Source organism: Actinomycetospora sp. 2LY8.5 (assembly GCF_057180585.1).
Window position 1 is genome coordinate 262,816 of sequence record NZ_JBXUHE010000002.1, and the last position, 24,391, is coordinate 287,206.

Consider the following 24,391-nt stretch of genomic DNA (forward strand, 5'->3'; position numbering starts at 1 on the left):
CTCGGTCGTCCGTGTCCGATGCAAAGATCTTCGGAGAACTTCCCGAAAATGCGTTGCCCGAGTCCCGGGGCGCCCCTACGGTCGATCACACACCGGCGCACGAGGCTGCCGGTCGGGCGGTTCTCCGCTCCGTGGTGACCCAGGAAGGGGGCTCGTGACGATGACCATCGTGACTCTCGCGGGCACCGGTCGCCACGGCGCGAGCTGGCGCTCCGTCATGGGCACGGCGTCGTCGAACGATGCCGTCGTCGCCTGCGAGCAGCAGGGGATGCCGAAGACGCGGCGCCCCCGCATCCGCCAGCACGATGACAACCTCCCGACCTTCGTCCCGCAGCGACCGTCCGCAGCCTCGCGGTGGAGTCCCTGAAGACCAGGAACCCCACCGACACGACTCACGAGGCCGCGGACCCGCAACCAGGGACCGCGGCCTTCGTCGTTCTCACGCACGACGCGAACCTCGCGGTCCCGGCCCTCGCCGACCCGCCCACCGGAGGTAGACCGTGTCCCCCGCCGGACTCGCCGTTCGTCCGACCGCCCCCGAGACCGGAATCGAGACCCCCGACGTCGACCTGTTCGACGCCCTGGCCACCGTCGACGACCTCCCGTGCCGGATCTCCGGTGAGGACCTCTGGTTCTCCGACCTGCCCGCCGACCTCGAGCGGGCGAAGGTCCTCTGTGCCGACTGCCCCATCCGGCGCACCTGCCTGGCCGGCGCGCTGGAGCGGCGGGAGTACTGCGGCGTGTGGGGCGGCGAGATCTTCGATCGGGGCGCCGTCATCGCCCGGAAGCGGCCCCGGGGCCGGCCGTCCAAGGCCGACCTCGCCCGCGACGCCGAGCTCGCCGCGGCCCGGGCCGCCGCCGGGGTCGCCTGACCCACCGGCGCGCCGGGTCTCCGTGGGGGGGCGAGGGTCACCCCGACTGCGTCCCACGCAGCGAGGGCGACCCTCGCTCGACTCCACGGGACCCGGCCCCGGACCCCGCGAGGGGAGAGGGGGCCCGGTGCGCACCGGACGCGCACCGGGCCCCGGTGGACCCGGTGGACCCGGAGGAGGAGCTCAGCCGGCGAAACCCGGCTGCCACTCCTCGAAGACACCGCGCAACGGGATCTCCGCGTCGAGCTGGCAGAGCACCGCGACCGACGCGAGCGTCACGCGGTGCACGAGCAGGTACTGCGGGGGCAGGTTCAGCCCGCGCCCGGTGGTGAACTCCGGTCGGCGCAGGTCGCCGAGCCGGTCCGCCTGCCCCCGCAGCCACGCGCGCGTGAAGTGGAACTTCTCGGTGCGCAGGGGGTCGGTCAGCGGCCCCAGGTACGCGATCGCCTCGTCGGCCGACATGTCGACGCCCGGCAGGACGAAGTTCAGCTCGCGCAGGAGCCCGAGCAGCTCGTCCGAGCGGTCCTCGACCGCCAGCCGCAGCATGACGCCGAGCTCGCGCGGTACGCCGTCGGGCAGGCGCGCGATCGCCCCGAAGTCGATCACGCACAGGCGCCCGTCGGGCAGGATCTGGAAGTTGCCCGGGTGCGGGTCGGCGTGAAGCAGCCCCACCCGTGCGGGCGAGGAGAAGTGGAACGTCGAGAGCAGCAGCCCGACGCGGTCGCGCTCCTCGGGCTCACCGGCGCGGATGACCGCCGACAACGGCGTGCCCGTCACCCACTCCGAGATCATCGCCTTCGGTGCCGACGCCACCACCCGCGGCACGACGACGTCCGGGTCGCCCTCGTAGGCCGCGGCGAACGCGCGCTGGGCGTCCGCCTCGTCGCGGTAGTCGAGCTCCTCGGCCATGCGGTCGCGCAGCTCGGCGAGCAGCGGCTTGATCTCCATGCCCGGCACGAGCGGCTGCACCATCCGGCTGAAGCGCTGCAGCTGGCGCAGGTCGGCCATGACGGCCTCCTGGGCGCCCGGGTACTGCACCTTGACCGCCACCTCGCGCCCGTCGTGCCACACCGCGCGGTGCACCTGCCCGATGCTCGCGGCGGCGGCCGGGGTGTCGTCGAACTCCTGGAACCGGTCGCGCCAGCCGCGCCCGAACTGCTCGGCGAGCACGCGGTGGGTGCGCGCGGCGGGCATCGGCGGCGCCGCGGTCTGCAGCCGGGTCAGCGCCTCGCGGTACGGCTCGGCGAGCTCGTCGGGCACCGCCGCCTCGAACACGGACAGGGCCTGACCGAACTTCATCGCGCCGCCCTTGAGCTCCCCGAGCACCGCGAAGAGCTGCTCGGCGCCGCGGCGCGCGACGTCGGCGGAGATCTGGCCCTGGTCGCCTCCGGCGAGCCGGCGGCCCCAGCCCGCGGCGGTGCGCGAGGCGAAGCCCAGCGGCAGGGAGGCCAGCCGTGCCGACCGCTGGACCGACCGGCGGGGGATGTCATCGGTCACGGGTCCGATTCTCCCCCGTGCCGAGCGTGACGGCGCGATCAGGTCACGCAGCTCCAGCCCTGGTGGGGTCGTCCACTCCCGTGACCAGGAGGGTCGCCGGCGGCGTGACGCCGCCCCCATCCGTGGCGCGCCCGCGCCGCCCCGCGAGACCGCCGCAGCCACAGGCCGGATGGCGCCGGACGGGACGGCGCCGCCAGGAGCCGTCCGCGGCGAGCGTGAGGACCGCGCCCCGCGAGTCGGGGGCGCCGTCGTCGAACAGCGCGAGGATCTCGGTGACCGCGAGCGCGGCGGTGGCCGCGGCGAGCGCGACGGGCACGGGGCCGCGCCGGCCGACCAGCTCGGCGGCGACCCGCGGCCAGGCGTCGTCGGCGTCGGCGCGCACGAGGTCGTCGCAGCGCAGGCACGGCGTTGCCCCCGGCACGACGAGAGGGCCGACGCTGCCGGTGCCGTCGAGCGCCGCGACCGGGAGATGCGCGCGGCCGTCGAGGACGAGCCGCTGGGCGGCGAGCGGGTCGGGCCGGGCGCCGTCGGCGAGGACGACGAGATCGGCCCGCGCGGCGAGCCACCGCCGGGCCGCAGGCGCGGCGGGCGACGACGCGCCGGCGCGCGCGACGGCCTCCTCGGCGGCGCGCCCCGCCGGGCGGCCCACGTCGTCGGGGAGCAGCCCGGTGCCCAGGTCGTCCCGCGTCACGGTGCCCCCGGCCTCGACGAGCACCCGCCCGACACCGGACGTCGCGAGCAGGCACGCGACCGACACCGCGACGCGGCCGGTGCCCCGGACCACGACCCGCCGGCCCGAGGGCGGGGCCGCCGGAGCGGCGAGCAGCCCGGCGGCGTGCAGGCGCTCGAGGAGGTCGCGCGCGGCGACGGGGGAGGAGCCGGCCGCCACGGCCTCGGCCAGCACCCGCGGGGTCGGGCGGGTGCCGTCGAGGGCCTCGACCATGCGGGCGAGCGGTGGCGTCAGGCCGTCGACGACGAGCACGTCGGAGGGCCCGGCGCCGAACTGCAGGACGTCGGCGGCCCGGTGCAGCGCGGGGACGCGCAGACGGGGCCGGTCGGGGAGCGGGGGGACGAGTTCGGGGAGCACACCTGGTTCGACGCACCGGCAGGCCGTTCGGATCCGCCTTCTACGCTCGGATCCGTGCCCGAGCCCCGTCCTGACGTCGAGGTGCGTCGTAGCAGGCGCCGCAAGCGCACGGTGGACGCGCACCGGGAGGGGTCGACGGTGATCGTCAACATCCCGGCGTCGATGTCGCGTGCCCAGGAGCAGCACTGGGTCGACGAGATGCTGCGCCGACTCGAGCGCGCCGACGCCCGTCGCCGGCCCGGTCGCGGCGCGGGCGACGCGGACCTCGCGGCGCGCGCCGAGAGGCTGGCGGCCGCGCACCTCGACCCGATCGCGCCGGAGGGCGCCTGGCCGCGCCCGGCGTCGGTGCGCTGGACGAAGCCGATGCGGACGCGCTGGGCCTCGTGCACGCCCGCCGACGCGACGATCCGGCTCAGCGAGCGGCTGCGCGAGGTGCCGGGGTGGGTGCTCGACCATGTCCTGGTGCACGAGCTGGTGCACCTGCGCGAGCCGCACCACGGCCCGGCGTTCCGACGCGCCGAGGCGGCCTACCCGCGCAGCGAACGCGCGATCGGCTACCTCGAGGGCCTCGCGGCGGGCGCCGGCCTGCCGATCACCGACACCGACGGTGACGGCGAGGCCGACGACTAGGGCTTGCCGCCCCCGGAGCCACCGGACTCGTCGGGCTTCTCCCGCGCCTCCTGCTCGGCCTTCATCTCGGCCTCGAGGCGGGCCAGCGGGTCGTCGAGGTCGGTGAAGCTCTCGCCGCTCTTCGGGGCGGCGCCTTCCTCGGAGGGCGCGACCGAACGGCGCTCGCCGACGAACGCGGTCGGGTCGTCGAGGTCGTCCGCGGTCGGCATGAGGTCGGGGTGCGCCCACACCGCGTCGCGGCCATCGATGCCGCGCTCGTCGGTGAGCGTGCGCCACAGGGCCGCCGCGTCGCGCAGCCGGCGCGGCCGCAGCTCGAGGCCGACCAGCGTCGCGAACGTCTGCTCGGCGGGCCCGCCGGAGGCACGGCGGCGGCGCAGCGTCTCGCCGAGGGCGACGGCACCGGGCAGGCGGTCGCCGACCGCGTCGGCGACGACGACGTCCACCCAGCCCTCCACCAGTGCGAGCAGCGTCTCGAGGCGCCGCAGCGCGGCCTGCTGCGCCTCGGTGGTCTGCGGCTCGAACATCCCGGAGCTCATGAGCTCCTGGAGCGAGGCGGGGTTGGTGGGGTCGACCTCGCGGGCGAGCTCCTCCATGCGGGAGGTGTCGATCGAGATGCCGTGGGCGAACTCCTCCACCGTCGCGAGCAGGCGCTGGCGCAGCCACGGTACGTGCCCGAACAGGCGCTGATGCGCGGCCTCGCGCGCGGCGAGGAACACGAGCACCTCGCCCGCCGGTCGGTCGAGGCCCTCGGTGAATGTCGCGATGGCGGCGGGCAGCAGCGCCGCGGTGCCCTCCGGGCCGAGCGGCAGGCCGACGTCGCTGGAGGTCAGCACCTCCTTGGCCAGCTGCGCGAGGCCCTGGCCGAGCTGCGAGCCGAAGGCCATGCCGCCGACCTGCGAGATCATGCCGAGCATCGGGCCGGCCATCTGCCGGGCCTCCTCGGGCAGCCCCTCCACCCAGGCGCCCGCCACCCGCCGCGCGACCGGGTCGCACAGGCGCTGCCAGGTCGGCATCGTCGTGTCGATCCACTGCGCCGGCGACCAGACGACGACCTGCGAGGCGCCCGAGGGCAGCGTCGTCGCGTCCTCGAGCCACAGCTCGGCGAGGCGCACGGACTCCTCGGCGGCGCGCTGCTGCTCCGTGGTCGGGGCCGTCTTGCCGTCGGCACCGAGCTGCTGGTGGGCCATCTGCGCCGCCAGCTTGTAGTTCACGGGCCCCTCGGCGCCCGGCCCGGACGACTGGCTGAGCATCTGCCCGAGCTGGGTGAGCATCTGGCCCAGCTGGCCCATGTCGAAGCCGCCGGCGCCCCCGGCGCCTCCCGGCAGACCCATCCCGGGGCCGAAGCCGGAGCCGCCGGCACCTCCCTGGCCGCCGCCGGAGCCCCCGGAGCGGCGTGACTCGTCGTCGGGGTCGGACGGCCCGAAGCCGAAGGGCAGGTCACTCATGGTGTCGACGGTACGCGGCCCCGCTGTTGATCGGGGGGTCGAGCGCGCCCCGCGGGCACGCTCACGGCGAACACCCAGCAAGCTCCCAGGAAGAGCGCAGGAATCGGACACCCGACGTCCCCGCACGGCGGGCACACCACCGATCACTACCCTGTCCGGCCGTGACCCGGTTGCGCGCGACGTTGGCGCTCGGACTCGTGCTGGCCGGGGTGCTGGGCCTGCTGGGCGCGACGGTGCGCGTCCCGTTCGTGGCGCTCGGTGACGGGCCGACGTTCGACGTCCTGGGCACCGGGCAGGACGGGCGGACCGTCGTCGACATCTCCGGGCCGGCGCCCGTCTACCCGACCAGCGGGCAGCTGCGGATGACCACCGTCGCGGTCACGACGCAGGTGACGCTGTTCGGCGCGATGGCCATGTGGGCCTCGGGGAACGAGCAGGTGCTGCCGCGCGAGTCGGTCTACCCGCCCGGGCGCTCCAGCGAGCAGGTCGACCAGGAGAACACGCGCCAGTTCGCGCAGTCGGAGACCGACGCGGAGGCGGCGGCGCTGCGCCACCTCGGCTACCCGACGGCCGTGCAGGTCGGCTCGGTGCTCGACGACTCCCCGTCGGCGGGCCTGCTCGCACCCGGCGACCGGATCGTCGCCGTGAACGGGCGCCCGGTGACGACGCCGCAGGAGGTCGTCGACGCGCTGGCCCCCACGCGCCCGGGGCAGGCGGTCACCGTCGCGATCCAGCGCGGCCCGCTCGGCGCCCCCGGACCGCGCACCGACGTCACGGTCGTCGCCGCGGCCCGCCCGGACGGCGACCCGCGCGGTTTCCTCGGCGTCACGCCCACCAACATCGTCGACTCCCCGGTCGACGTGCGCATCAGCCTCGGCGACATCGGCGGGCCGTCGGCGGGCCTGATCTTCGCGTCGGCGATCGTCGACAAGCTGACCCCGGGTGACATCACCGGCGGCCACGTCGTCGCCGGCACCGGCACGATCGACGCTCTGGGGCGGGTCGGCGACATCGGCGGGATCCGCTTCAAGATGGACGCCGCCCGCCACGACGGCGCGACGGTGTTCCTCGTGCCCGCGGGCAACTGCGCCGAGGCCGTGGCCGACGCGCCCGACGGCCTCACGCTCGCCCGCGTGGGGACGCTGACCGAGGGGATCACGGCCCTCCAGGCGGTCCGCGAGGGCCGTCCGCCGGTGTCGTGCTGAACCGGTCGCTGAACCCGTGACGTCCCTGGTGAGCGCCCGGCTCGATGGTCGAGATCCGCTCCGCGTCGTCTCCGAGCAGGGCGTGAGCAGATCCGGACATGCCGGGCCACGGCAACCCCACACCCTGTTCGTAGAGTGGCGGCTGGATAACTGCGCACGCCCGGGTCCGCCCGCGCGTGGACGACCCATCAAGCCAGGAGTGTGACCCCGTGGCCAACCGGCCCCCGACAGCCACCCCACAGCTGTCGCGACGCACGAAGACGCTGCTGATCGTCGGCGTGGTGGCGCTCGTCGTGCTGCTCGGAGGGGCGCGTCTGGTCGACGTCTACGTCGACTGGGCCTGGTTCGGCGAGGTCGGGTTCCGCGGAGTCTTCACGACGATCCTGTGGACCCGCGTGCTCCAGTTCGTCGTCGCGGCCGTGCTCATGGGCGGCCTGCTCGCGCTGAACCTCGTCATCGCCTATCGGGTGCGCCCGGTCTTCGTGCCCGTCGCGGCCGCCGGTGCGGCAGAGGACCCGGTGGCCCGCTACCGCACGGTGGTGCTCGCGCGGCCGCTCTGGTTCGCGGTCGGCATCCCCGCGGTGGTCGCGCTGATCGCCGGGCTCTCGGCACAGGCCGACTGGCAGACCGCGCAGCTGTTCCTCAACGCCACGCCGTTCGGCGTCGCAGACCCGGTCTTCGGGAACGACATCTCGTTCTACGTCTTCGAGCTGCCGTTCTACCGCTGGCTGCTGAGCTGGCTGTTCGTCGCGATCGCGGTGAGCTTCATCGCCGCGCTCGTCGCCCACTACCTCTTCGGCGGCATCCGGCTGGCCGGACGCAACGGTGCCGTCGCGCCGCCGGCGCGGGCGCACCTCGCCGTCCTCGCCGGCACGTTCGTGCTGCTCAAGGCCGTGGCGTACTTCTTCGACCGCTACGAGCTGCTGTTCTCCGATCGCAAGGCGGCCGAGGGCGGCGCCAACTTCTTCGGCGCCACCTACACCGACCTCAACGCCGCGATGCCGGCCAAGCTCATCCTGCTGATCATCGCGGTGATCTGCGCCGCGGCGTTCTTCTCCGCGGTCGTGCTGCGCAACCTCCAGATCCCGGCGATCGCGCTGGCCCTGCTGGTGCTCTCGAGCGTGCTCGTCGGCGCCGCGTGGCCCGCCGTGCTCGAGCAGGTCTCGGTGCGCCCGAACGCGATCGACCGCGAGGCCCAGTCGATCTCCTGGAACATCGAGGCGACCCGCCAGGCGTTCGGGCTCACCGACGTCGGCGTCATCCCGTACGCCCCTCAGGTCGCGTCCGCCGCCGGCAGCGCCGCGGTACCCCCGCAGGACGTCGCCAACAGCCAGGCGACGCTGGACAACATCCGCATCCAGGACCCGTCGCGGCTCAACCGCACGTTCGCGGTGCAGCAGCAGCTGACGAACTTCTACAGCTTCTCGCCCGACCTCGACATCGACCGCTACACGGTCAACGGGCAGCGCCAGGACTACGTGCTCGCCGCGCGCGAGATCAACCCCGACGCCCTCATCGGCAACCAGCAGGACTGGATCAACCGCCACCTCGTCTACACGCACGGCCAGGGCCTCGTGTCCGCCCCGGCGGACCGGGTCAACGCCCCGGCGAACGCCGAGGCGAGCCAGGGCGGCCTGCCCCAGTTCGAGGTCAGCGACTCGTCCAATCCCGGGCCGTTCGGTCTGAGCCCCGACGGCGCGCGCATCTACTACGGCGAGTTCCTCGGCGGCACCGACGACTACGCGATCGTCGGCGGCAACCCGGGCTCGGCACCGCGGGAGTTCGACGGCCCGGGCCGCCCGGCCACCGCGTACACCGGTCCCGGCGGCGTGCCGCTGGGCAACTGGGCGCAGCGCCTGATCTTCGCGGCGGCCTACGGCGAGCGGAACATCCTGTTCAACGGCTCGATCGGCTCCGAATCGCGCATCCTCTACAACCGGACGCCGATCGAGCGGGTCCAGAAGGTCGCGCCGTGGCTGCGCACCGACGTCGACCCGTACCCGGCGGTCGTCGACGGCCGGATGCAGTGGATCGTCGACGGCTACACGACGCTGCCGCGCTACCCGTACGCCCAGCAGGTCGGTCTCGGTCAGGCCACCGCGGACTCGCTGCGTCCCTCCGGTTCGCCCGGCTCGGTCGGCTACATGCGCAACTCGGTGAAGGCCACCGTCGACGCCTACAGCGGCCAGGTCACGCTCTACCAGGTCGACGAGCAGGACCCCGTGCTGCGGACCTGGATGAACGCCTTCCCCGACGTCGTGCGTCCCGCGGCCGAGGTGCCGGACGCGCTGCGCGCGCACTTCCGGTACCCGGAGGACATCTTCAAGGTCCAGCGCGACCTGCTCACGCGCTACCACGTCGAGAACCCGCGCGACTTCTTCTCCACGCAGAACTTCTGGACCGTCCCGGAGGACCCGACGCGCGAGAGCAACGCGTCGATCCCGCCGTACTACCTGCTCGCGGGCGACCCCCGGCCGGGCGCGGCGCCGGACACCCAGTTCCAGATGACGAGCACGCTGCTCGCGCTGTCGCGGCCGAACCTCTCGGCGTACCTGTCGGTGAGCTCGGAGCCGGAGAACTACGGGCGCATCACGGTGCTGGAGCTCCCGGCGCAGCTCACCGGTGACCAACGCGGTCCACAGGGACCCCAGCAGGTGCAGGCCGAGCTGCTGACCAGCCAGTCGGTCAACGGCGGTCTGTTCACCTTGCGGCAGTCGGGCACACCGGTGCAGGTGCAGTACGGCAACCTGTTGACGCTCCCGGTCGCGGGCGGGCTGCTCTACGTCGAACCGATCTACGTCGAGCGCAACGCGCAGACATCGTTCCCGCAGCTGTTCGGCGTGATCGCCCGGTTCAACAACGGCGACATCGGCTACGCCCCGACGCTGCAGGGGGCACTGGAGGCGGCGTTCCAGGGCGTTCCGCTGCCGCCGGGTCTCAACGTCCCGGGGCTGGGCACCGCCCAGCAGTCGCCCACCCCGTCGCCGGGGGTCAACACCGGCTCGGGCCCGCTCCCGAGCGGGGCGCCGGGGCAGACGCTCAGCCCGCAGCTGACGCAGGCCGTGACGGCGATGAACGACGCCCTCGACCGCCTGGGTCAGGCCCAGGCCGCCCGGGACTTCCGGGGTATCGGGGACGCCGAGGCGGCGCTCGACGCCGCGATCGAGCAGTTCCGCTCGGCCACCGGTGCCACCTCGACGACGCCGGCCACGACCGGAGGCTGACGAGTCCCGCGGCACGACGCGGAGCCCGAGCTGCCGCCGTCGGCCGGACACCGGCGCCCACCCCCCTGACGAGGGCGGGGTGGGCGCCGGTGTACCGTAGGGGACACAACGCAGCGCGGGGTGGAGCAGCTCGGTAGCTCGCTGGGCTCATAACCCAGAGGTCACAGGTTCGAATCCTGTCCCCGCTACGACACCGGCGTCGGAGCCTTCTCCGGTCGTCGGGAACCCCCGGCCCGGGGCGAAGGGCATCCGACGCGGGGTGGAGCAGCTCGGTAGCTCGCTGGGCTCATAACCCAGAGGTCACAGGTTCGAATCCTGTCCCCGCTACGCGCGACACGGCCCCCCGACCGGTACTCCGGTCGGGGGGCCGTCCTCGTTCCGGGCGCGCGCGGGCGTTCCGGCCGGGGTTTCCCCTCGCTCGTCTACCCGACCGAGAGGGCCCTTCGGTCGGAATCAGGCGCGGCCCGGGTCGGCCAGCCCGGCAGGTGGACGGAAGGAGCCGTCGGGTTCGGGCGCCAGGTCGTGCACGGCCACCACGGCGTCGAGGGACAGCGGACCGTAGACGTGCGGGAACCATGGCCCCCGGGGGTCCTCGGCGCCGGCCGCACTCACGCCGGGCTCCCAGCGCACCGGCACGTCCAGCAGGGACGGGTCGACGACGAGCACGACGACGTCGGTGCGGCCCGCGAACAGCCGGCCGGCGGGCAGGTGCACGGTGCCGGGGTCCGAGCAGTGCACGAACCCCACGTCGTCGAGCGACGGGGGGCGACGGGCGCCGTCGAGGCGCGCCGCCGCGAGCTCGGTCCGCGTACAGAGGTGCACGATCACGAATGGCTACCCCGTCGGCGCGTTGGCGCGGGTCGGGCGGTGGGCCTCCCAGCGCCACACCTTGACCCGGCGCGCGCCGTTCGGTCCCGACTCGTCGCGACGGCGCGACTGCACCCGGACCAGGCCGTTGGCGGTCAGCACGCTCGCCGCGGGCGCCCGCTCCGGCAGGGTGTGGGCGACGACCGTCTGGACGTCCGGGTCGGAGAACGCGCGCGCGACGAGCGCCCGCGTCATGGCCGTCGCCCAGCCGCGGCCCTCGAACGGCGGGAACGTCCAGAAGGCGATCTCCAGCCGGCCGCCGCGCAGGGGCCCGCTGAACCCGCAGGTGCCGACGACCTGGTGGTCGCGCGGATCGATCGCCAGGAAGGTGCGCGGATGCATGACGGCCGGGATGCCGCCGGCCGGGGTGTCGCAGGCCGCCGGCGCGCCGAACGAGGCGCCGTCGCCGCTCTCACTGCGCAGCACCGCGTCCACGAGCGGCTCGACGCCGTCGGTGCGCAGCTGCGACAGGCCGGGTGCTCCGGGGCCCGTCAGCCGTTCGTCGACGGGCACCAGGACGACCACCGAACCTCCACCCGAGCACGCGACGACATCCGACAGCGACGCTCGACCGTAGCCAATACCGGTGGCGCGTGGGAGCGGACCCACCTCGTCCGGACGCGGAGCACCCGGGCCGTGACCGATCTTCCGGGCCGATCAGGCACTCTGGAGGCATGGAGCTCGCCCGCATGCTGGTGTACTACGCGTTGTTCGTGCTGTGGCTGTTCATCGTGGGCCGGCTCGTGGTCGAGATCGTCCGCAGCTTCGCGCGCGACTGGCATCCCGCGGGCGGCACCGCCGCCGGTCTCGAGGTGCTCTTCATGGTCACCGACCCGCCGGTGAAGGTGCTGCGGCGCCTCATCCCCGCGGTGCGCATCGGCAACATCAGCCTGGATCTGTCGATCATGATTCTGCTGTTGGTGACCTTCATCCTCATGCGGGTCGTCGACCCGCGCTGAAATACTCGGTGGTGCCCGCCGAACGGCGCACCACCACCGGAGCTGCCACTGTGTCCCCCGTGAGCCCCGTGCGCGACCTCGTCACGTTCCTCTCCTCGGCGGTCCGTGCGCCGTCGGTCATCGGCGCGGTCGCCCCCAGCGGCCGCGCCCTCTCCGACCTGCTCGCCTCCGTGGCCCCGTCCGAGGGCGAGCCGGTGGTCGTGGAGCTCGGTCCCGGCACGGGGGTCGTCAGCGCCGCCCTGCGCCGCCGCCTGCCCGAGGGCGCCCGCCACATCGCGGTCGAGATCGACCCGGGCATGGTCGAGCACCTGCGCCGCACGCGCCCGTGGCTCGAGGTCCTCCAGGGCGACGCCGCGGACCTGCAGAAGCTGCTGGCCGACACCGGTGTCGACCGCGTCGACGCCGCCGTCAGCGGCCTGCCGTGGACGCTGTTCGCGGAGTCGGCGCAGCGGGGGATCATCGAGCAGGTCACGCGGGTGCTCGCCCCCGGCGCGGCGTTCACGACGTTCGCCTACAGCCACGTCACGCGCTTCCCCACCCAGCGTCGCTTCCGCGGGGTGCTCGAGGAGGCGTTCACCGAGGTCACCGTCACGCCGACCGTGTGGCGCAACCTGCCGCCCGCGCTGGCCTACCAGTGCCGGCACCCGCGCGCGACGGACTGAGTCACCCCGCCCGCGCGGCCACCCGCGGTCCGATGCTCTCGACCGAGAGGTGGGTGGAGGGCGAGGTGTCGCAGAAGTCGGTGAGCAGCGGCCGGCGGATGTCGTCCGTCGCGGCGTGTCCTGACGGTGCCTTCCGGCATGGGGCGGTCATCGATGATCATCCTGTCCTGGGCGGACCCGACGGGCCTCCAGGTGCCCGTCGGCGTTCCGGCACAATCCCGACACGATGTCCGGAGCCCGCCGCGCCCCCGTCCGTGCCAGGACGGGTCTGCCCGCCGTCCTGACGACGGTTCTCGCCCTCGCCGCGTGCGGTGGGCAGCCGGTCACCGCGCCGACCGTCCCCGCGCCCGCCGAGTCGACGCAGACCCCGAGCGCGCGCTCGGCGCCACCGGCTCCCGCCGACCCCGCCGCGGTCTGCGTCCAGCGGATCCTCGACGGTCTCGACACCCGCGAGCGGGCCGCGCAGCTGATCATGGCCGGGGTGCCCGCCGACGGGCTGACCGGCGCCGGGCGCGCCGCGCTCGCCGCGGGCGTCGGCGGGGTGATCCTGACCGACGCCGCGGGCGGCGAGGCCTCGGCCGCCCAGGTGACCGCGACGACGCGTACCGTGCAGCAGGCCGCGCAGCTCCCCGTCACCGTCGCCACCGACCAGGAGGGCGGCAAGGTCCAGGACCTCAAGGGCGACGGGTTCACGCGTATCCCGTCGGCGACCGCGCAGGGCCGCGACGTCGCCGGGCTGCGCGGCGACGCGGAGCGCTGGGGACGCGAGATGTCCGAGGCCGGCGTGACGCTCGACCTCGCACCCGTCGCCGACGTCGTCGACCCCGCCCTCGGCGAGTCCAACGAGCCCGTCGGCGCTCTCGACCGCGGCTTCGGCACCGACCCGCGCCGGGTCGGCCAGGCGGTCACCGCCTTCGTCGAGGGCCTCGACGCGGGCGGCGTCGACACGACGCTCAAGCACTTCCCGGGGCTCGGACGGGTGCGGGAGAACACCGACTTCGCGGGCGCGGCCGACAGCCGCACGAGCGTCGACGACCCGGGCCTCGCGTCCTTCCGCGCCGGCCTCGCCGCCGGTGCGCCCGTCGTCATGATGTCCTCGGCGGTCTACGAGCGGATCGACCCGGACAACCGGGCCCTGTTCTCCCGCGCGGTGGTCACCGACCTGCTGCGCGGGCGGCTCGGGTTCACCGGCGTCGTCACCACCGACGACGTGGGGGCCGCGCGGGCGGTGGCCGACGTGCCGGTGGGCCAGCGGGCCGTGCGGTTCGTGGAGGCGGGCGGCGACCAGGTGCTGACGATCGAGCCGAGCGACGTCGAGCCGATGGTGGACGCGCTGGTCGCGGCGGCCGACGACCCGGCGTTCGGCGAGCGCGTCACCGAGAGCGCGCGCCGGATCCTCGCGCTGAAGGCCGCCCGCGGCGTCCTCACCTGTGAGGGGCCCCCTACCGGCCGGTAGCCCCTCCTGCGCGCGACGGGGCCGCATGCCACAGTGGCGCCCGTGGACCTGAGCTACACCGCGGAGGAGGAGCAGTTCCGCACCGAGCTGCGGGACTGGCTCTCGGCGAACATCCCGGTCGCGTGGGGCGAACCCGGCTTCTGGCGCTCCCTCGGCGACGCGGAGTCCTTCCGCCTGCGTCGCGAGTGGGAGGCGTCCAAGACGGCCGCCGGCTTCTCCGGCATCCAGTGGCCGATCGAGTACGGCGGTCGCGGCGGGACGCCGGGCATGAAGGCCATCTACGACGAGGAGATGGTCCGCGCCCACGCGCCGCAGACCGTCAACACCCTCGGGCTGACCTTCCTCGCGCCGACGGTGATGGCCATCGGCACGCCGGAGCAGAAGGCCGGGATCATCGGGCCGATGCTGCGCAACGAGGTCATCTGGTGCCAGGGCTTCTCCGAGCCCGGCGCCGGGTCCGATCTCGCCGCGGTGTCGACCCGCGGGGTCCGCGACGGCGACGACTACGTCGTCAACGGCCAGAAGATCTGGACCACCAACGCCGTGCACGGTGACAAGATCTTCACGCTCGTGCGCACCGAGCCCGGCTCGGAGCGGCACAAGGGCCTGTCGATGATGCTCATCGACATGAACCAGCCGGGCGTCGAGGCCCGCCCGCTCAAGCAGATGAGCGGGGCCAGCGAGTTCGGCGAGGTGTTCTTCACCGACGCCCGCGTCCCCGTGACGGACTGCCTCGGCGACATCGGCGAGGGCTGGCGCACCGCGATGTTGCTGCTCTCCTTCGAGCGCGGGGCGTCCGGCGTCGGCCAGTACACGGAGTTCCGCCGCCAGTACGACGAGATCGTCGAGCAGATGCGCCATTTCGGGCGCTCGGACGACCCGGTGGCCCGCCAGAAGCTCGCGCACTGCCTCGTCGAGCTCGAGTGCCTGCGCTACCACGCGATGCACATCCTCACCCAGGTCGAGCAGGGCCGTGACCTGGGCTCGGAGTCATCGATGACGAAGCTGCAGTGGTCGGAGACCTTCCAGGACCTCTGGGAGGCCTTCGACGACGTCCTCGGCCCCGAGTCCTCGCTGGAGCGGCCCCGCCCCGACGTCGACCTCGCGCCGTTCCAGGCCCAGGCCATGTGGTCGCGGTCGGTCACCATCTGGGGCGGCTCGTCCCAGGTCCAGCGCAACATCGTCGCCGAGCGCGTGCTCGGCCTGCCGCGGTAGAGGAGCCCTGACCCCGTGTTCTTCGCGCTGACCGACGAGCAGCAGGCGTTCGCGGAGACGGTCCGCGACTTCGTCGCGGACCGGTTCGACCTCGACGCCGTGCGCGCCGTCGTGGAGGACCCCGACGGTGACGGCCACCCGCTGACGCTGTGGAAGGGCCTCGCCGACCAGGGAGCGCTCGCCGTCCTCGTGCCCGAGGAGCACGACGGGCTGGGCCTCGGACTGCTCGACGCCCAGGTCATCGCCCGCGAGCTCGGGCGCGCGGTCGTGCCCGGCCCGTGGACGACCTCCGTGCTCGCCGCCGAGGCCCTGCGCCTGGCCGGGTCGCCCGCGCAGCAGGCCGCCTGGCTGCCGCGACTGGCCGCCGGCGAGACCGTCGGCACCGTCGCACTGCGCGGCGAGGCCGGGTCGTGGGACGGCCGTGGCATCACGGTCGACGCCTCGGACTCGTCCGATCTCCGGCGGCTCTCGGGGACGGCCTCGCCGGTCGACTACCCGGCGGTGGCCGGGCTCCTCGTCGTCGCCGCGACCGACGCGCAGGGCGCGCCCGGTCTCTACCTCGTCGAGCCCGGCGCGCAGGGCCTCTCGCTGCGCGACCAGCGGACCTACGACGGCACCGCGCGGGTCGGGGCGGTCGAGCTCGCCGACACCCCGGGCGAGCTTCTCACCGGCGGGACGCTCGCCGGCGGCGACGCCGTGGCCGCGCTGATGGCCCGCGGTGCCGTGCTCACGGCGGCGGACCTCGTCGGCGGCGCTCGCGAGGCCCTGACCCGCACCGTCGACTACGACCGCGACCGCAAGCAGTTCGGCGTCCCGGTCGGCTCGTTCCAGGCCATCAAGCACACGATGGCCGACCTCCACGTCGGCGTGACGATGGCGGAGCACGCGGTGCTGTTCGCCGCGCACGCCGTCGACAACCAGGATCTGGCCGACACACACGACCCCGGCGCCGACATCGCCGTCGCGGTGGCCAAGGCCAAGGCGGCGGACGCCGCGTGGAACGCGACCGGCGCGATGATCCAGTTCTTCGGCGGCATCGGCTTCACCTGGGAGCACGAGGCGCACTTCTTCTACAAGCGTGCCCGCCGCCGGGCGGCGCTGTTCGGCTCTGCGGACGAGCACCGGGAGCGACTCGCGGTGCTGACCATGGACCAGCCCTTGCCGTGATCTCGGTCACTCGGGTGGACTGACGGTGTCGGCGCGACGACGCGCCGGCGTCGGGTCCCGGGTGCGCGAGGTGATCGTCATGAGTGGTGCGAAGGCGGGCGACTCAGCCCGGAGAGGACGCAACGGGCGGGCGGGGAGCGAGCTGGCCCCGGACGACCCGGCCGCCCTGCGCTCGGTCGCGATCGTCGGCCCGACGGCCGCGGGCAAGACGACGCTGGTCGAGGAGCTGCTGGCCGCGGCCGGCGCGATCCCGCGGGCCGGGTCGGTCGCCGCGGGCACCACGGTCACCGACCACGACCCGGACGCCCGCCGCCAGCAGCGGTCCGTGGCGCCTGCCGTCGCGTCGCTCGCCCACCGCGACGTGAAGATCAATCTCGTCGACACTCCCGGGTGCCCCGACTTCCTCGCCGAGGTCCGCGCCGGGCTGCGCGCGGCGGACGCCGTGCTGTTCGTCGTCGGGACCGCCGACGCGGCCGACGGGGTCGCCGCGCCGACCTCCGCCCTGCTCGCGGAGTGCCGGCGCGCCGGTCTGCCCGCGATGCTCGTGCTCAGCCGTCTCGACCACGCGCGCGCCGACGAGGCCGCCGCGCTGGCCACCTGCCGCGAGGTCGCCGCGGGGTCGGGCGAGGTGCTCGTCCCTGTCACCCGTACCGAGCGCGGCTCCGACGGCACCCTCACCGTCCGCCCCCTGCTGGCCGGCGACGACCCCACCGCCGAGGACCCCGAGGAGCTCGATCCGTCTGGCTGCCGGCGCGAGCTCGTCGAGACCCTGATCGAGCAGAGCGAGGACGAGGCGCTGCTGGAGTCCTGGATCGGCGGCGAGCCCGTGGCGCTCGACGCGCTGCGCACCGACCTCGCCACGGCGGTGGCGCGTCGCTCGCTGATCCCTGTGGCCGGGGTGTGCGCGCCGACCGGCGCCGGGCTCGACGCGCTGCTCGACCTCGTGGTCGACGCCGTCCCGCCGCCCACGGCCCACCAGCCGCTGCCGGCCCACGCCCCGGACGGCGCCGGGCACGCCCCCGTCGACCCCGACCCGGACGGCCCGCTGGTCGCCGAGGTCGTGCACACGGGCACCGACGCGCAGGGCAGCCGGGTCTCGCTGGTGCGCGTGTTCTCCGGCCGCCTGCGCCCGGACACGGCCCTGACCGCGTGCCGCGACCCGCTGCGGGTGCCGGCACCGCGCGACGGCGAGGACCCCACGGGCGTCGAGACGCGGGGCAGCGAGACCGTGCGCGTCAACCGCGTCTACGCCCCGCTCGGTGCGACGCTGCGCGAGGTGCCGTCGTGCGTCGCGGGCGACCTGTGCGCGCTGACCCGGCTGGGGTCGGTCGCCACCGGCGACACCCTGTGCGCCGCCGAGGATCCCGTCGGGCTCGACGGCTGGGAGCTGCCCGAGGCGCTGCTGCCGGTGGCCGTGACCGCCGCCGACCGTTCGGCCCAGGACGCGATGGCCCGGGGGCTCGCGCGCCTCGCCGCCACCGAGACGACGCTGCGCGTCGAGCGCAACTCCGACACCCAGCAGATCGTGCTGTGGTGCACCGGCGAGGCGCACGCCGACGTCGTGCTCGCCCGGCTCCGCGCGTCGGGGGCGAGCGTCGAGGTCACCGACGTCGCCGTGCCCGAGCGCGAGACCGTCGCGGGGCCCGCCACCGGACTCGGGCGGCACGTCAAGCAGTCCGGCGGGCACGGCCAGTTCGCCGTGTGCCGCATCGAGATCGAGCCGCTGCCGCGGGGCTCGGGCGTGGAGTTCGTCGACAAGATCGTCGGTGGCGTGATCCCGCGGGCCTACATCCCGGGGGTCGAGAAGGGCGTGCGCGCCCAGCTCGAGTCCGGCGTCACGCCCGGCCGGCCCGTGGTCGACGTCCGTGTGACGCTGGTGGACGGCAAGGCGCACAGCGTCGACTCCTCGGACCAGGCCTTCCAGACCGCGGGCTCGCTCGCGATCAAGGAGGCGGTGGCGTCCGCGGGGACGGTGGTCATGGAGCGGCTCTACGAGGTCGAGGTGGAGGTCGACGACGGGCAGCTCGGCGCGGTGCTGGGCGATCTCGCCTCCCGCCACGGCCGGGTCCTGGGCACGGAGCCGGGCGAGGCCGGCCACACCCGCGTGCGGGCGGACGTCCCGGAGCAGGCGCTGCTGCGCTACGCCGTGGACCTGCGCGCGCTGACGTCGGGGACGGCGAGCTTCACCCGGCGGTTCAGCCGCTACGAGCCGGTGGCGAGCGGCTGACCCTTCCCCGATGCGTAGGCGTCTGGCTACCGTCCGCGCATGACGCAGACCCCGCCCAGCGCGTCCACGACCGAGCCGTCGCCGGCCGCGGTGCGGCGGGTGGCGATCGCGAGCCTCGTCGGCACGACGGTCGAGTGGTACGACTTCTTCATCTACGCCAGCGCGGCGGGGCTGGTGTTCGGTCAGCTGTTCTTCACCGCGCTCGATCCGACGACCGCGCTGCTGGCGTCGTTCGCCACCATCGGGGTCAGCTTCGTCGCCCGCCCGCTGGGCGGGGTGATCGCGGGACACCTCGGCGACAAGCTCGGGCGCAAGGGCATGCTCGTCGCCACCCTGCTGATCATGGGGTTGGCGACGACCGGCGTCGGCCTGCTGCCCACCTACGCCTCGATCGGCGTGGCCGCGCCGATCCTGCTGCTCGTGCTGCGCCTGCTGCAGGGCCTGTCCGCCGGCGGTGAGTGGGGCGGGGCGGCGCTCATGGCCGTCGAGCACGCGCCGCCCGGGCGGCGCGGGTTCTTCGGCACCTACCCGCAGGTCGGCGTGCCGATCGGCCTGATCATGGCCAACCTCGTCTTCCTCGCGGCGTCCACGTCCACCACGCGCGAGCAGTTCCTCGCCTGGGGCTGGCGGATCCCGTTCCTGCTCTCGATCGTGCTGGTCGGGGTGGGCTTCTTCGTCCGCATGAAGGTGGACGAGAGCCCGGTGTTCGAGCAGCTGCGCGACCAGCGGGCCCGGCGCTCGTCGCCGATGCTCGCCGTGCTGCGCGACCAGCCGCGCGCGCTGCTCGTCGCGATCGGGCTGTTCGTCGCCAACAACATGATCGGCTACCTGCTGATCGCCTTCATCACGTCCTACGGCACCCGCGTGCTGGGCCTGTCGAGCGCCACGATGCTCGCCGTCGGGATCGTCGGCGCCGTCGTGTGGGGCGTCGCGATCGTCGGGAGCGGGGCGTGGTCCGACCGTGTCGGCCGCAAGCGCGTGTACCTCATCGGCACGGTCGCGCTGCTCGTCTGGTCGTTCCCGTTCTTCCTGCTGCTGGACACGGCGTCGCTGCCCTGGATGCTGCTCGCCGTCGTCGGGCTCGGCGTCGGGCTCGGGATGACCTACGGCCCGCAGGCCGCGGCGTACGCCGAGCTCTTCCCGGCCGCGGTGCGCTACAGCGGCGCCTCGTTCGCCTACGCCGTCGGCGCGGTGCTCGGCGGCGGGTTCGCCCCGCTGGTCGCCCAGGCGCTCATCGGCGCGACGGGCACCTCGCTGTCGGTCTCGGTCTACATGGTGGTCGTCTGCCTGATCACGCTCGCCGCCGTCCTCGCGATGCGCGAGGGGTCGGCGGCCGAGCGGGAGGCGTTCGTGGTGGGGACCTGAGCGCGGGGTGATGAGAGCAGTGCTCTCGTCCTGCTCGCGCCGTGTCTCGGGGCGCGCCGCACCGGGCGATTACGCTGGGGGAGTGGACGACACGACCGCGACCGAGCTGAAGGACCTCGCCGCCTCCCTGGACAGCGTCGAGGCGGCGATGGACCTCGAGGGTCTGCGGCGTGAGGTGGCCGAGCTCGAGCAGCAGGTCGCCGCCCCGGACCTCTGGGACGACGTCGAGACCGCCCAGAAGCTCACCAGCGACTTCACGCACAAGCAGGCCGACCTGCGCCGCGCCGAGTCTCTGCGCTCGCGCCTCGACGACCTCGGCACGCTCTACGAGATGGCCGACGAGTCCGAGGGCTCGGACGCCACCGAGCTGCGCGCCGAGGCCGACGGCGAGCGTGAGTCGCTCAAGAACGACGTCGACGCGTTCGAGGTCCGCACGCTGCTCTCCGGCGAGTACGACGAGCGCGACGCGCTGGTCACCGTCCGGGCCGAGGCCGGTGGCGTCGACGCCGCCGACTTCGCCGAGATGCTCATGCGGATGTACCTGCGCTGGGCCGAGCGCCACGGCTACCCGACCGAGGTCTACGACACCTCCTACGCCGAGGAGGCCGGCATCAAGTCGGCGACGTTCAAGGTCTCGGCGCCCTACGCGTACGGCACCTTGAGCGTGGAGCAGGGCACCCACCGGCTGGTGCGCATCTCGCCGTTCGACAACCAGGGCCGTCGCCAGACCAGCTTCGCCGGCGTCGAGGTCGCGCCCGTCGTCGAGTCCACCGACCACGTGGAGATCGACGAGAAGGACCTGCGCGTCGACGTCTACCGCTCGTCGGGCCCCGGCGGCCAGGGCGTCAACACCACCGACTCGGCGGTGCGCCTGACCCACCTGCCGACCGGCATCGTCGTGTCCTGCCAGAACGAGCGCTCGCAGCTGCAGAACAAGGCGTCCGCCATGGCCGTGCTCGCGGCGAAGCTGCTGGCCCGCCGCCGCGAGGAGGAGCAGGCGCTGCTCGACTCGCTCAAGGACTCCGGCTCGAGCTGGGGCAACCAGATGCGGTCCTACGTCCTGCACCCGTACCAGATGGTCAAGGACCTGCGGACCAACCACGAGACCTCGCAGACCACGCAGGTGCTCGACGGCTTCATCGACGGCTTCCTCGACGCCGGCATCCGCTGGCGCAAGCAGAGCGAAGCCGCTTAGGCGGGTAGCCGCCGGCGCCACCCCGGCATCCCGACCGCGTCGAACACGGCCGCCGCGCGGTCGGCGGCAGGACGCGGGTCCTTCCCGAGACGGTGGCACATCAGCGCCTCGTCGTGGTCGACGACCGCGCGCTGCGGACGGGCGCCCTGCGCGTCGAGGACCTCGCGGGCGCGGTCGAACCAGGCGTGGGCCTCGTCGGGGCGGCCGCCGAGCGCGCAGAGGCGGCCGAGGGCCTGGCGGACGTCGGTCATCGGGAAGCGGAAGTCCGGACCGAGGGCCTTCTCGCGGATCGCGCCCTCGACGACGGCGGCGTGGTCGCGTCGGCCGAGGAGCCAGAGGACCTCCGCGACCTCGCACGCCGTGCGGCAGTAGTTGGGCGCCCACGCGGGGGCGACGGCGAGCGCGCGCACGGGGCGGGCGAGCAGGGCCATCGCGCGCGCACCGTCGCCGCGGTGGGCCTCGATCCGCGCGACGATCGCGGTGACCGCGGCGATGCCCCAGTGCTGACCGGGTCCGGGGCGCATCCACGGAGCGAGGGCGGCGGCGCGGGTGTCCCACCCCTCGTCGCGGACCATCGCCAGGGCGTCCTCGGCGCCCAGGTGGTGCAGCAGCTGCCAGCCCAGCGGCAGCCGGGGCAGTCGGGCGACCAGGGCGCGGACCCGCGGCAGCGTGGGTGTGTCCGGGTCTCCGAGGGCGATCTCGCAGCGAGCCTGCCCGGCACGGCAGTACACGGCGAGCGCCAGCCGACCGCGGGCCTCGGCGTCGTCGGCGGCGCGGGCGAAGGCGGGGACGGCGGCCGCGTAGTCCCCGACCAGGTACGCCGAGACGGTCGGGTCCTCGGCGGCCGCGGCGGGGACGCGGTCGCGCGTGCCGTGGATCGCGGCGACCGCGTAGCGGCCGAGGTCGCCGCGCCCGTCGAGCCGCCCGCGCGTCCAGAGCACGCCCAGCGCGTCGCGCCGTCCGGGCAGGTCGAGCTGGATGCCGGGGTGGTCGGGATCGTCGGCCTCGCGGCGGTCCAGGTCGAACAGGGTCAGGGTTGCGACGGTGTCGGGTGCGTCGCGGTCCGTGTCGACCCGGGTCAGGCCGTCGCCGGCGACGATCCACGCGTGCCGGGTGCTGCCCGCGCCGGCCAGCGCCGTGGCCACCCGCGCCGCGAGGTCCGCCCCGGCGCCCGCCGCGAGCGCGTCGCGTGTCCCGGTCACGGCGGCGTCGAAGTGCAGCGCCCAGGCGTGGGCCAGGGCGAGCTCGCCGGCGACGCCGGGCCGGCGCGGATCCCCGGGTCCCATCAGGTCCCGCGCGATCGCGAGGTACGCCGCCTGCTCGTCGGGCGCGCCCACCGCACCGGCGGCCTCGGCGGCCTCGAGCGCCGCGGCGACACCGGCCCCAGCGCCCGGGAGCGATGCCGAACGGTGGTACTGCCGGGCGATCTCCGCCGCCGTGACCGGGGCCCCGGCCGTGCGGGCGGCCGCGAGACCCTCGGCGAGGGCGCGGTGGCGGCGTAGCCGTCGGGAGGGGTTGAGGGCGGCGTCGACGGCGTGCCGGACCAGGGCGTGCACGAAGTCGTAGCGGTCGTCGGTGCGGTCGGGGACGACGAGTCCCGCGGCCAGGGCGACGTCGAGCGCGGCGAGACCACCCGGCTCGTCGAGCCCGGCGACGCCGCGCACGACGTCGTAGGGGAACGGGCCGTCGATGCCCGCCGCCGCGTCCAGCAGCCGGTTGGCGTCGTCGGAGAGCCGGCGACGACGACGCGCGACGACGTGGCGCACGCCGACCGGGATCGCCGAGAGGGGCAGCTCGGTGCCCCATCGCCCGTCCGCGTCGGCGCGCAGGGCGCCCTCCTCGGTGAGGTGGCGGACGACCTCCCGGGCGAAGAAGGGGTTGCCGCCCGTCTCGGTGCGCACAGCGGCGACGAGGGCCGGGTCGAGCCTTGCTCCCGCCGTGGTGACCAGGAGGGTCTCGACCGCGGCGGGCCCGAGCCCGGCGAGGCGGATCGAACGGCACTCGGCCTCGCTGTCGATCGCCCCGAGCGCGTCGCCGAGCGGGTGGTCGGGGCCGACCTCGTCGGTGCGGTACGTGCCGACCACGAGCAGGCGACCGCGGGTCGTGGCCCGGGCGACGTGGCGGAGCAGGGTGAGCGTCGCGTCGTCGGCCCAGTGCAGATCGTCGAGCAGCAGCAGGACGGCGCGCTCGACGGACCGCGCGAGCAGGTCGCGCGCGACGGCGTCGAGCACGCGCAGCCGACGCTCGTCGGGACGCAGCTCGGCGCCACCGTCGTCGCCGCCGAGCGGACCCAGGGCCTCCGTGAACGGGCCGTACGGCGAGGCACCGCCCTCGAGACAGCGGCCTGCGAGCACCGTGACCCCCCGTGCCGCGGCCACGGCGGCGGTCTCGGCGAGCAGCCGGCTCTTGCCGATGCCCGGTTCGCCGTGGACGAGCACGATGCCGCCCCGTCCCCGCTCGGCGTCGTCGAGCCGGGCGTAGAGCCGTCCGAGCTCGGCCTCCCGGCCGACGCAGGGCGTCGGGGACCGGGCGGGCACCGGCGTGGGTGCGGCGAGCCCCGGCCGGTGCGCGAGGATCGCGACCTCGAGATCCTGGACCTCGGGGCCCGGGTCGACGCCGAGCTGGTCGGCGAGGATCGTGCGAAGCCGCCGGCACGCCGTGAGCGCGTCGGCCTGACGACCGTCGCGGTAGAGCGCGAGCATGAGCTGGGCCCATCGGCGCTCGCGCAGCGGGCTCGCGGTCACGAGGGCCTCGCCGGCGGCGACGGCCTCGCGGTGGCGACCGACCTCGAGCAGCGCCGCCACCCGGTCCTCCTGCACGGTCTCGTGGAGCTCCTGCAGGCGGGCCGCCTCGGCGCGGGCGAACGGCACCGCGGCGAACTCGTCGAGCGCCGGTCCCCGCCACAGCGCGAGTGCCTCGTCGAGCCCCGCCAACGCCGCGGCGTGCTCGCCGGCAGCGGCGGACCGGCGGGCGGCGGCGACGAGGCCCTCCGCGGCCGCGGCGTCCGTGCTCACGCCGACCAGGACGTAGCCCGGGGGCCGGGTGACGATGCGCGCCCCGTTCTCACCCATCGCGCGGCGCACCCGCAGCACGTAGTTCTGCAGCGTCTTCGTCGCCGTCCGCGGTGGTGCGTCGTCCCAGAGGGCAGCGACGAGCCCCTCCTCGCCGACCACGTCCCCGGCGTGGAGCGCGAGCGCCACCAGCAGGCGTCGCTCCTTCGCCCCGGACAGGCGCACCGGACCGTCGGGCCCCTCGAGGTCGACGGGCCCGAGCAGGCGCAGGCACGCGGGCACGACGGCAGCGTGGCGTTGCCGGGCC

The 24,391-nt window shown here is 74.7% G+C and carries 20 protein-coding genes and 2 tRNA genes; 15 read left to right on the forward strand and 7 right to left on the reverse strand.

The features are described from left to right. Positions 1 to 160: 160 nt before the first annotated feature. Complete coding sequence (locus tag AC2A1K_RS03565; protein WP_483894936.1) at positions 161 to 367, forward strand: hypothetical protein; 207 nt, start codon at positions 161 to 163, stop codon at positions 365 to 367. A 181-nt stretch (positions 368 to 548) separates the two neighbouring features. Then, complete coding sequence (locus AC2A1K_RS03570; protein ID WP_483895095.1) at positions 549 to 872, forward strand: WhiB family transcriptional regulator; 324 nt, start codon at positions 549 to 551, stop codon at positions 870 to 872. Between the two features lie 183 nt (positions 873 to 1,055). Here the strand turns inward: AC2A1K_RS03570 and AC2A1K_RS03575 are convergent, their stop codons facing one another. After that, positions 1,056 to 2,369 carry an ABC1 kinase family protein gene (locus tag AC2A1K_RS03575; protein ID WP_483894937.1) on the reverse strand — a complete coding sequence of 438 codons (1,314 nt, stop codon included), beginning with the start codon at positions 2,367 to 2,369 and terminating at the stop codon, positions 1,056 to 1,058. Between the two features lie 43 nt (positions 2,370 to 2,412). After that, complete coding sequence (locus AC2A1K_RS03580) at positions 2,413 to 3,456, reverse strand: TOMM precursor leader peptide-binding protein (protein ID WP_483894938.1); 1,044 nt, start codon at positions 3,454 to 3,456, stop codon at positions 2,413 to 2,415. Positions 3,457 to 3,510: 54 nt separating this feature from the next. Between AC2A1K_RS03580 and AC2A1K_RS03585 the strand changes: the two genes are divergently transcribed. Next, on the forward strand, positions 3,511 to 4,086 hold the full coding sequence (locus tag AC2A1K_RS03585) for a M48 metallopeptidase family protein (protein WP_483894939.1): 576 nt from the start codon (positions 3,511 to 3,513) through the stop codon (positions 4,084 to 4,086). On the opposite strand, the gene AC2A1K_RS03590 is transcribed toward AC2A1K_RS03585, so the two are convergent. After that, positions 4,083 to 5,531, reverse strand: a complete 1,449-nt coding sequence (locus AC2A1K_RS03590; RefSeq protein ID WP_483894940.1) for a zinc-dependent metalloprotease — start codon at positions 5,529 to 5,531, stop codon at positions 4,083 to 4,085. The genes AC2A1K_RS03585 and AC2A1K_RS03590 overlap by 4 nt on opposite strands. 161 nt (positions 5,532 to 5,692) lie before the next feature. Here AC2A1K_RS03590 and AC2A1K_RS03595 point away from each other — a divergent pair, with 161 nt between their 5' ends. The 4 genes from AC2A1K_RS03595 (at position 5,693) to AC2A1K_RS03610 (ending at position 10,287) form a co-directional block, all read left to right on the forward strand. Next, positions 5,693 to 6,736: a YlbL family protein gene (locus AC2A1K_RS03595; protein WP_483894941.1), complete on the forward strand. Its 1,044-nt coding sequence runs from the start codon at positions 5,693 to 5,695 to the stop codon at positions 6,734 to 6,736. 209 nt (positions 6,737 to 6,945) lie between these two features. Then, positions 6,946 to 9,960, forward strand: a complete 3,015-nt coding sequence (locus AC2A1K_RS03600) for a UPF0182 family membrane protein (RefSeq protein WP_483894942.1) — start codon at positions 6,946 to 6,948, stop codon at positions 9,958 to 9,960. Positions 9,961 to 10,074: 114 nt separating this feature from the next. Continuing rightward, a tRNA-Met gene (locus tag AC2A1K_RS03605) sits at positions 10,075 to 10,148 on the forward strand. 65 nt (positions 10,149 to 10,213) lie between these two features. Beyond that, positions 10,214 to 10,287, forward strand: a tRNA-Met gene (locus tag AC2A1K_RS03610). A gap of 126 nt (positions 10,288 to 10,413) precedes the next feature. On the opposite strand, the gene AC2A1K_RS03615 is transcribed toward AC2A1K_RS03610, so the two are convergent. Both AC2A1K_RS03615 and AC2A1K_RS03620 read right to left on the reverse strand, forming a co-directional pair. After that, complete coding sequence (locus AC2A1K_RS03615) at positions 10,414 to 10,788, reverse strand: DUF952 domain-containing protein (protein WP_483894943.1); 375 nt, start codon at positions 10,786 to 10,788, stop codon at positions 10,414 to 10,416. Positions 10,789 to 10,794: 6 nt separating this feature from the next. Further along, positions 10,795 to 11,352, reverse strand: a complete 558-nt coding sequence (locus AC2A1K_RS03620) for a GNAT family N-acetyltransferase (RefSeq protein ID WP_483894944.1) — start codon at positions 11,350 to 11,352, stop codon at positions 10,795 to 10,797. Positions 11,353 to 11,501: 149 nt separating this feature from the next. Here AC2A1K_RS03620 and AC2A1K_RS03625 point away from each other — a divergent pair, with 149 nt between their 5' ends. Continuing rightward, complete coding sequence (locus AC2A1K_RS03625; protein WP_483894945.1) at positions 11,502 to 11,786, forward strand: YggT family protein; 285 nt, start codon at positions 11,502 to 11,504, stop codon at positions 11,784 to 11,786. A gap of 59 nt (positions 11,787 to 11,845) precedes the next feature. Beyond that, positions 11,846 to 12,448 (forward strand): class I SAM-dependent methyltransferase, encoded by a 603-nt coding sequence (locus AC2A1K_RS03630; protein ID WP_483894946.1) that lies wholly within the window; start codon positions 11,846 to 11,848, stop codon positions 12,446 to 12,448. Position 12,449: 1 nt separating this feature from the next. Here AC2A1K_RS03630 and AC2A1K_RS03635 read toward each other — a convergent pair whose 3' ends face one another. Further along, entirely contained in the window at positions 12,450 to 12,599 is a 150-nt protein-coding gene (locus tag AC2A1K_RS03635; protein WP_483894947.1) for a hypothetical protein, read from the reverse strand. 75 nt (positions 12,600 to 12,674) lie between these two features. Here AC2A1K_RS03635 and AC2A1K_RS03640 point away from each other — a divergent pair, with 75 nt between their 5' ends. The 6 genes from AC2A1K_RS03640 to prfB all read left to right on the forward strand — a co-directional run bounded on the left by AC2A1K_RS03640 (position 12,675) and on the right by prfB (position 21,073). Further along, a complete protein-coding gene (locus AC2A1K_RS03640) occupies positions 12,675 to 13,904 on the forward strand; it encodes a glycoside hydrolase family 3 N-terminal domain-containing protein (protein WP_483894948.1) in 1,230 nt (409 codons plus the stop codon). Positions 13,905 to 13,946: 42 nt separating this feature from the next. Then, a complete protein-coding gene (locus AC2A1K_RS03645; protein ID WP_483894949.1) occupies positions 13,947 to 15,119 on the forward strand; it encodes an acyl-CoA dehydrogenase family protein in 1,173 nt (390 codons plus the stop codon). A 15-nt stretch (positions 15,120 to 15,134) separates the two neighbouring features. Beyond that, positions 15,135 to 16,286, forward strand: a complete 1,152-nt coding sequence (locus tag AC2A1K_RS03650) for an acyl-CoA dehydrogenase family protein (RefSeq protein WP_483894950.1) — start codon at positions 15,135 to 15,137, stop codon at positions 16,284 to 16,286. Between the two features lie 79 nt (positions 16,287 to 16,365). Continuing rightward, positions 16,366 to 18,513, forward strand: coding sequence for an elongation factor G (locus AC2A1K_RS03655; protein ID WP_483894951.1), 2,148 nt, complete (start codon positions 16,366 to 16,368; stop codon positions 18,511 to 18,513). Between the two features lie 39 nt (positions 18,514 to 18,552). Then, on the forward strand, positions 18,553 to 19,878 hold the full coding sequence (locus tag AC2A1K_RS03660; RefSeq protein ID WP_483894952.1) for an MFS transporter: 1,326 nt from the start codon (positions 18,553 to 18,555) through the stop codon (positions 19,876 to 19,878). Between the two features lie 82 nt (positions 19,879 to 19,960). Beyond that, positions 19,961 to 21,073, forward strand: a complete 1,113-nt coding sequence (gene prfB, locus AC2A1K_RS03665) for a peptide chain release factor 2 (RefSeq protein WP_483894953.1) — start codon at positions 19,961 to 19,963, stop codon at positions 21,071 to 21,073. Here the strand turns inward: prfB and AC2A1K_RS03670 are convergent. After that, positions 21,070 to 24,366: an ATP-binding protein gene (locus tag AC2A1K_RS03670; RefSeq protein ID WP_483894954.1), complete on the reverse strand. Its 3,297-nt coding sequence runs from the start codon at positions 24,364 to 24,366 to the stop codon at positions 21,070 to 21,072. The genes prfB and AC2A1K_RS03670 overlap by 4 nt on opposite strands. Between the last annotated feature and the right edge of the window lie 25 nt (positions 24,367 to 24,391).

Excerpts from the sequence above, each read along its gene's own strand:
- AC2A1K_RS03565 (WP_483894936.1), top strand. The coding sequence starts at position 161 with ATGACCATCGTGACTCTCGCGGGCACCGGTCGCCACGGCGCGAGCTGG.
- AC2A1K_RS03590 (WP_483894940.1), bottom strand. The coding sequence starts at position 5,531 with ATGAGTGACCTGCCCTTCGGCTTCGGGCCGTCCGACCCCGACGACGAG.
- AC2A1K_RS03625 (WP_483894945.1), top strand. The coding sequence starts at position 11,502 with ATGGAGCTCGCCCGCATGCTGGTGTACTACGCGTTGTTCGTGCTGTGG.
- AC2A1K_RS03635 (WP_483894947.1), bottom strand. The coding sequence starts at position 12,599 with ATGACCGCCCCATGCCGGAAGGCACCGTCAGGACACGCCGCGACGGAC.
- AC2A1K_RS03640 (WP_483894948.1), top strand. The coding sequence starts at position 12,675 with ATGTCCGGAGCCCGCCGCGCCCCCGTCCGTGCCAGGACGGGTCTGCCC.
- AC2A1K_RS03655 (WP_483894951.1), top strand. The coding sequence starts at position 16,366 with ATGAGTGGTGCGAAGGCGGGCGACTCAGCCCGGAGAGGACGCAACGGG.
- AC2A1K_RS03660 (WP_483894952.1), top strand. The coding sequence starts at position 18,553 with ATGACGCAGACCCCGCCCAGCGCGTCCACGACCGAGCCGTCGCCGGCC.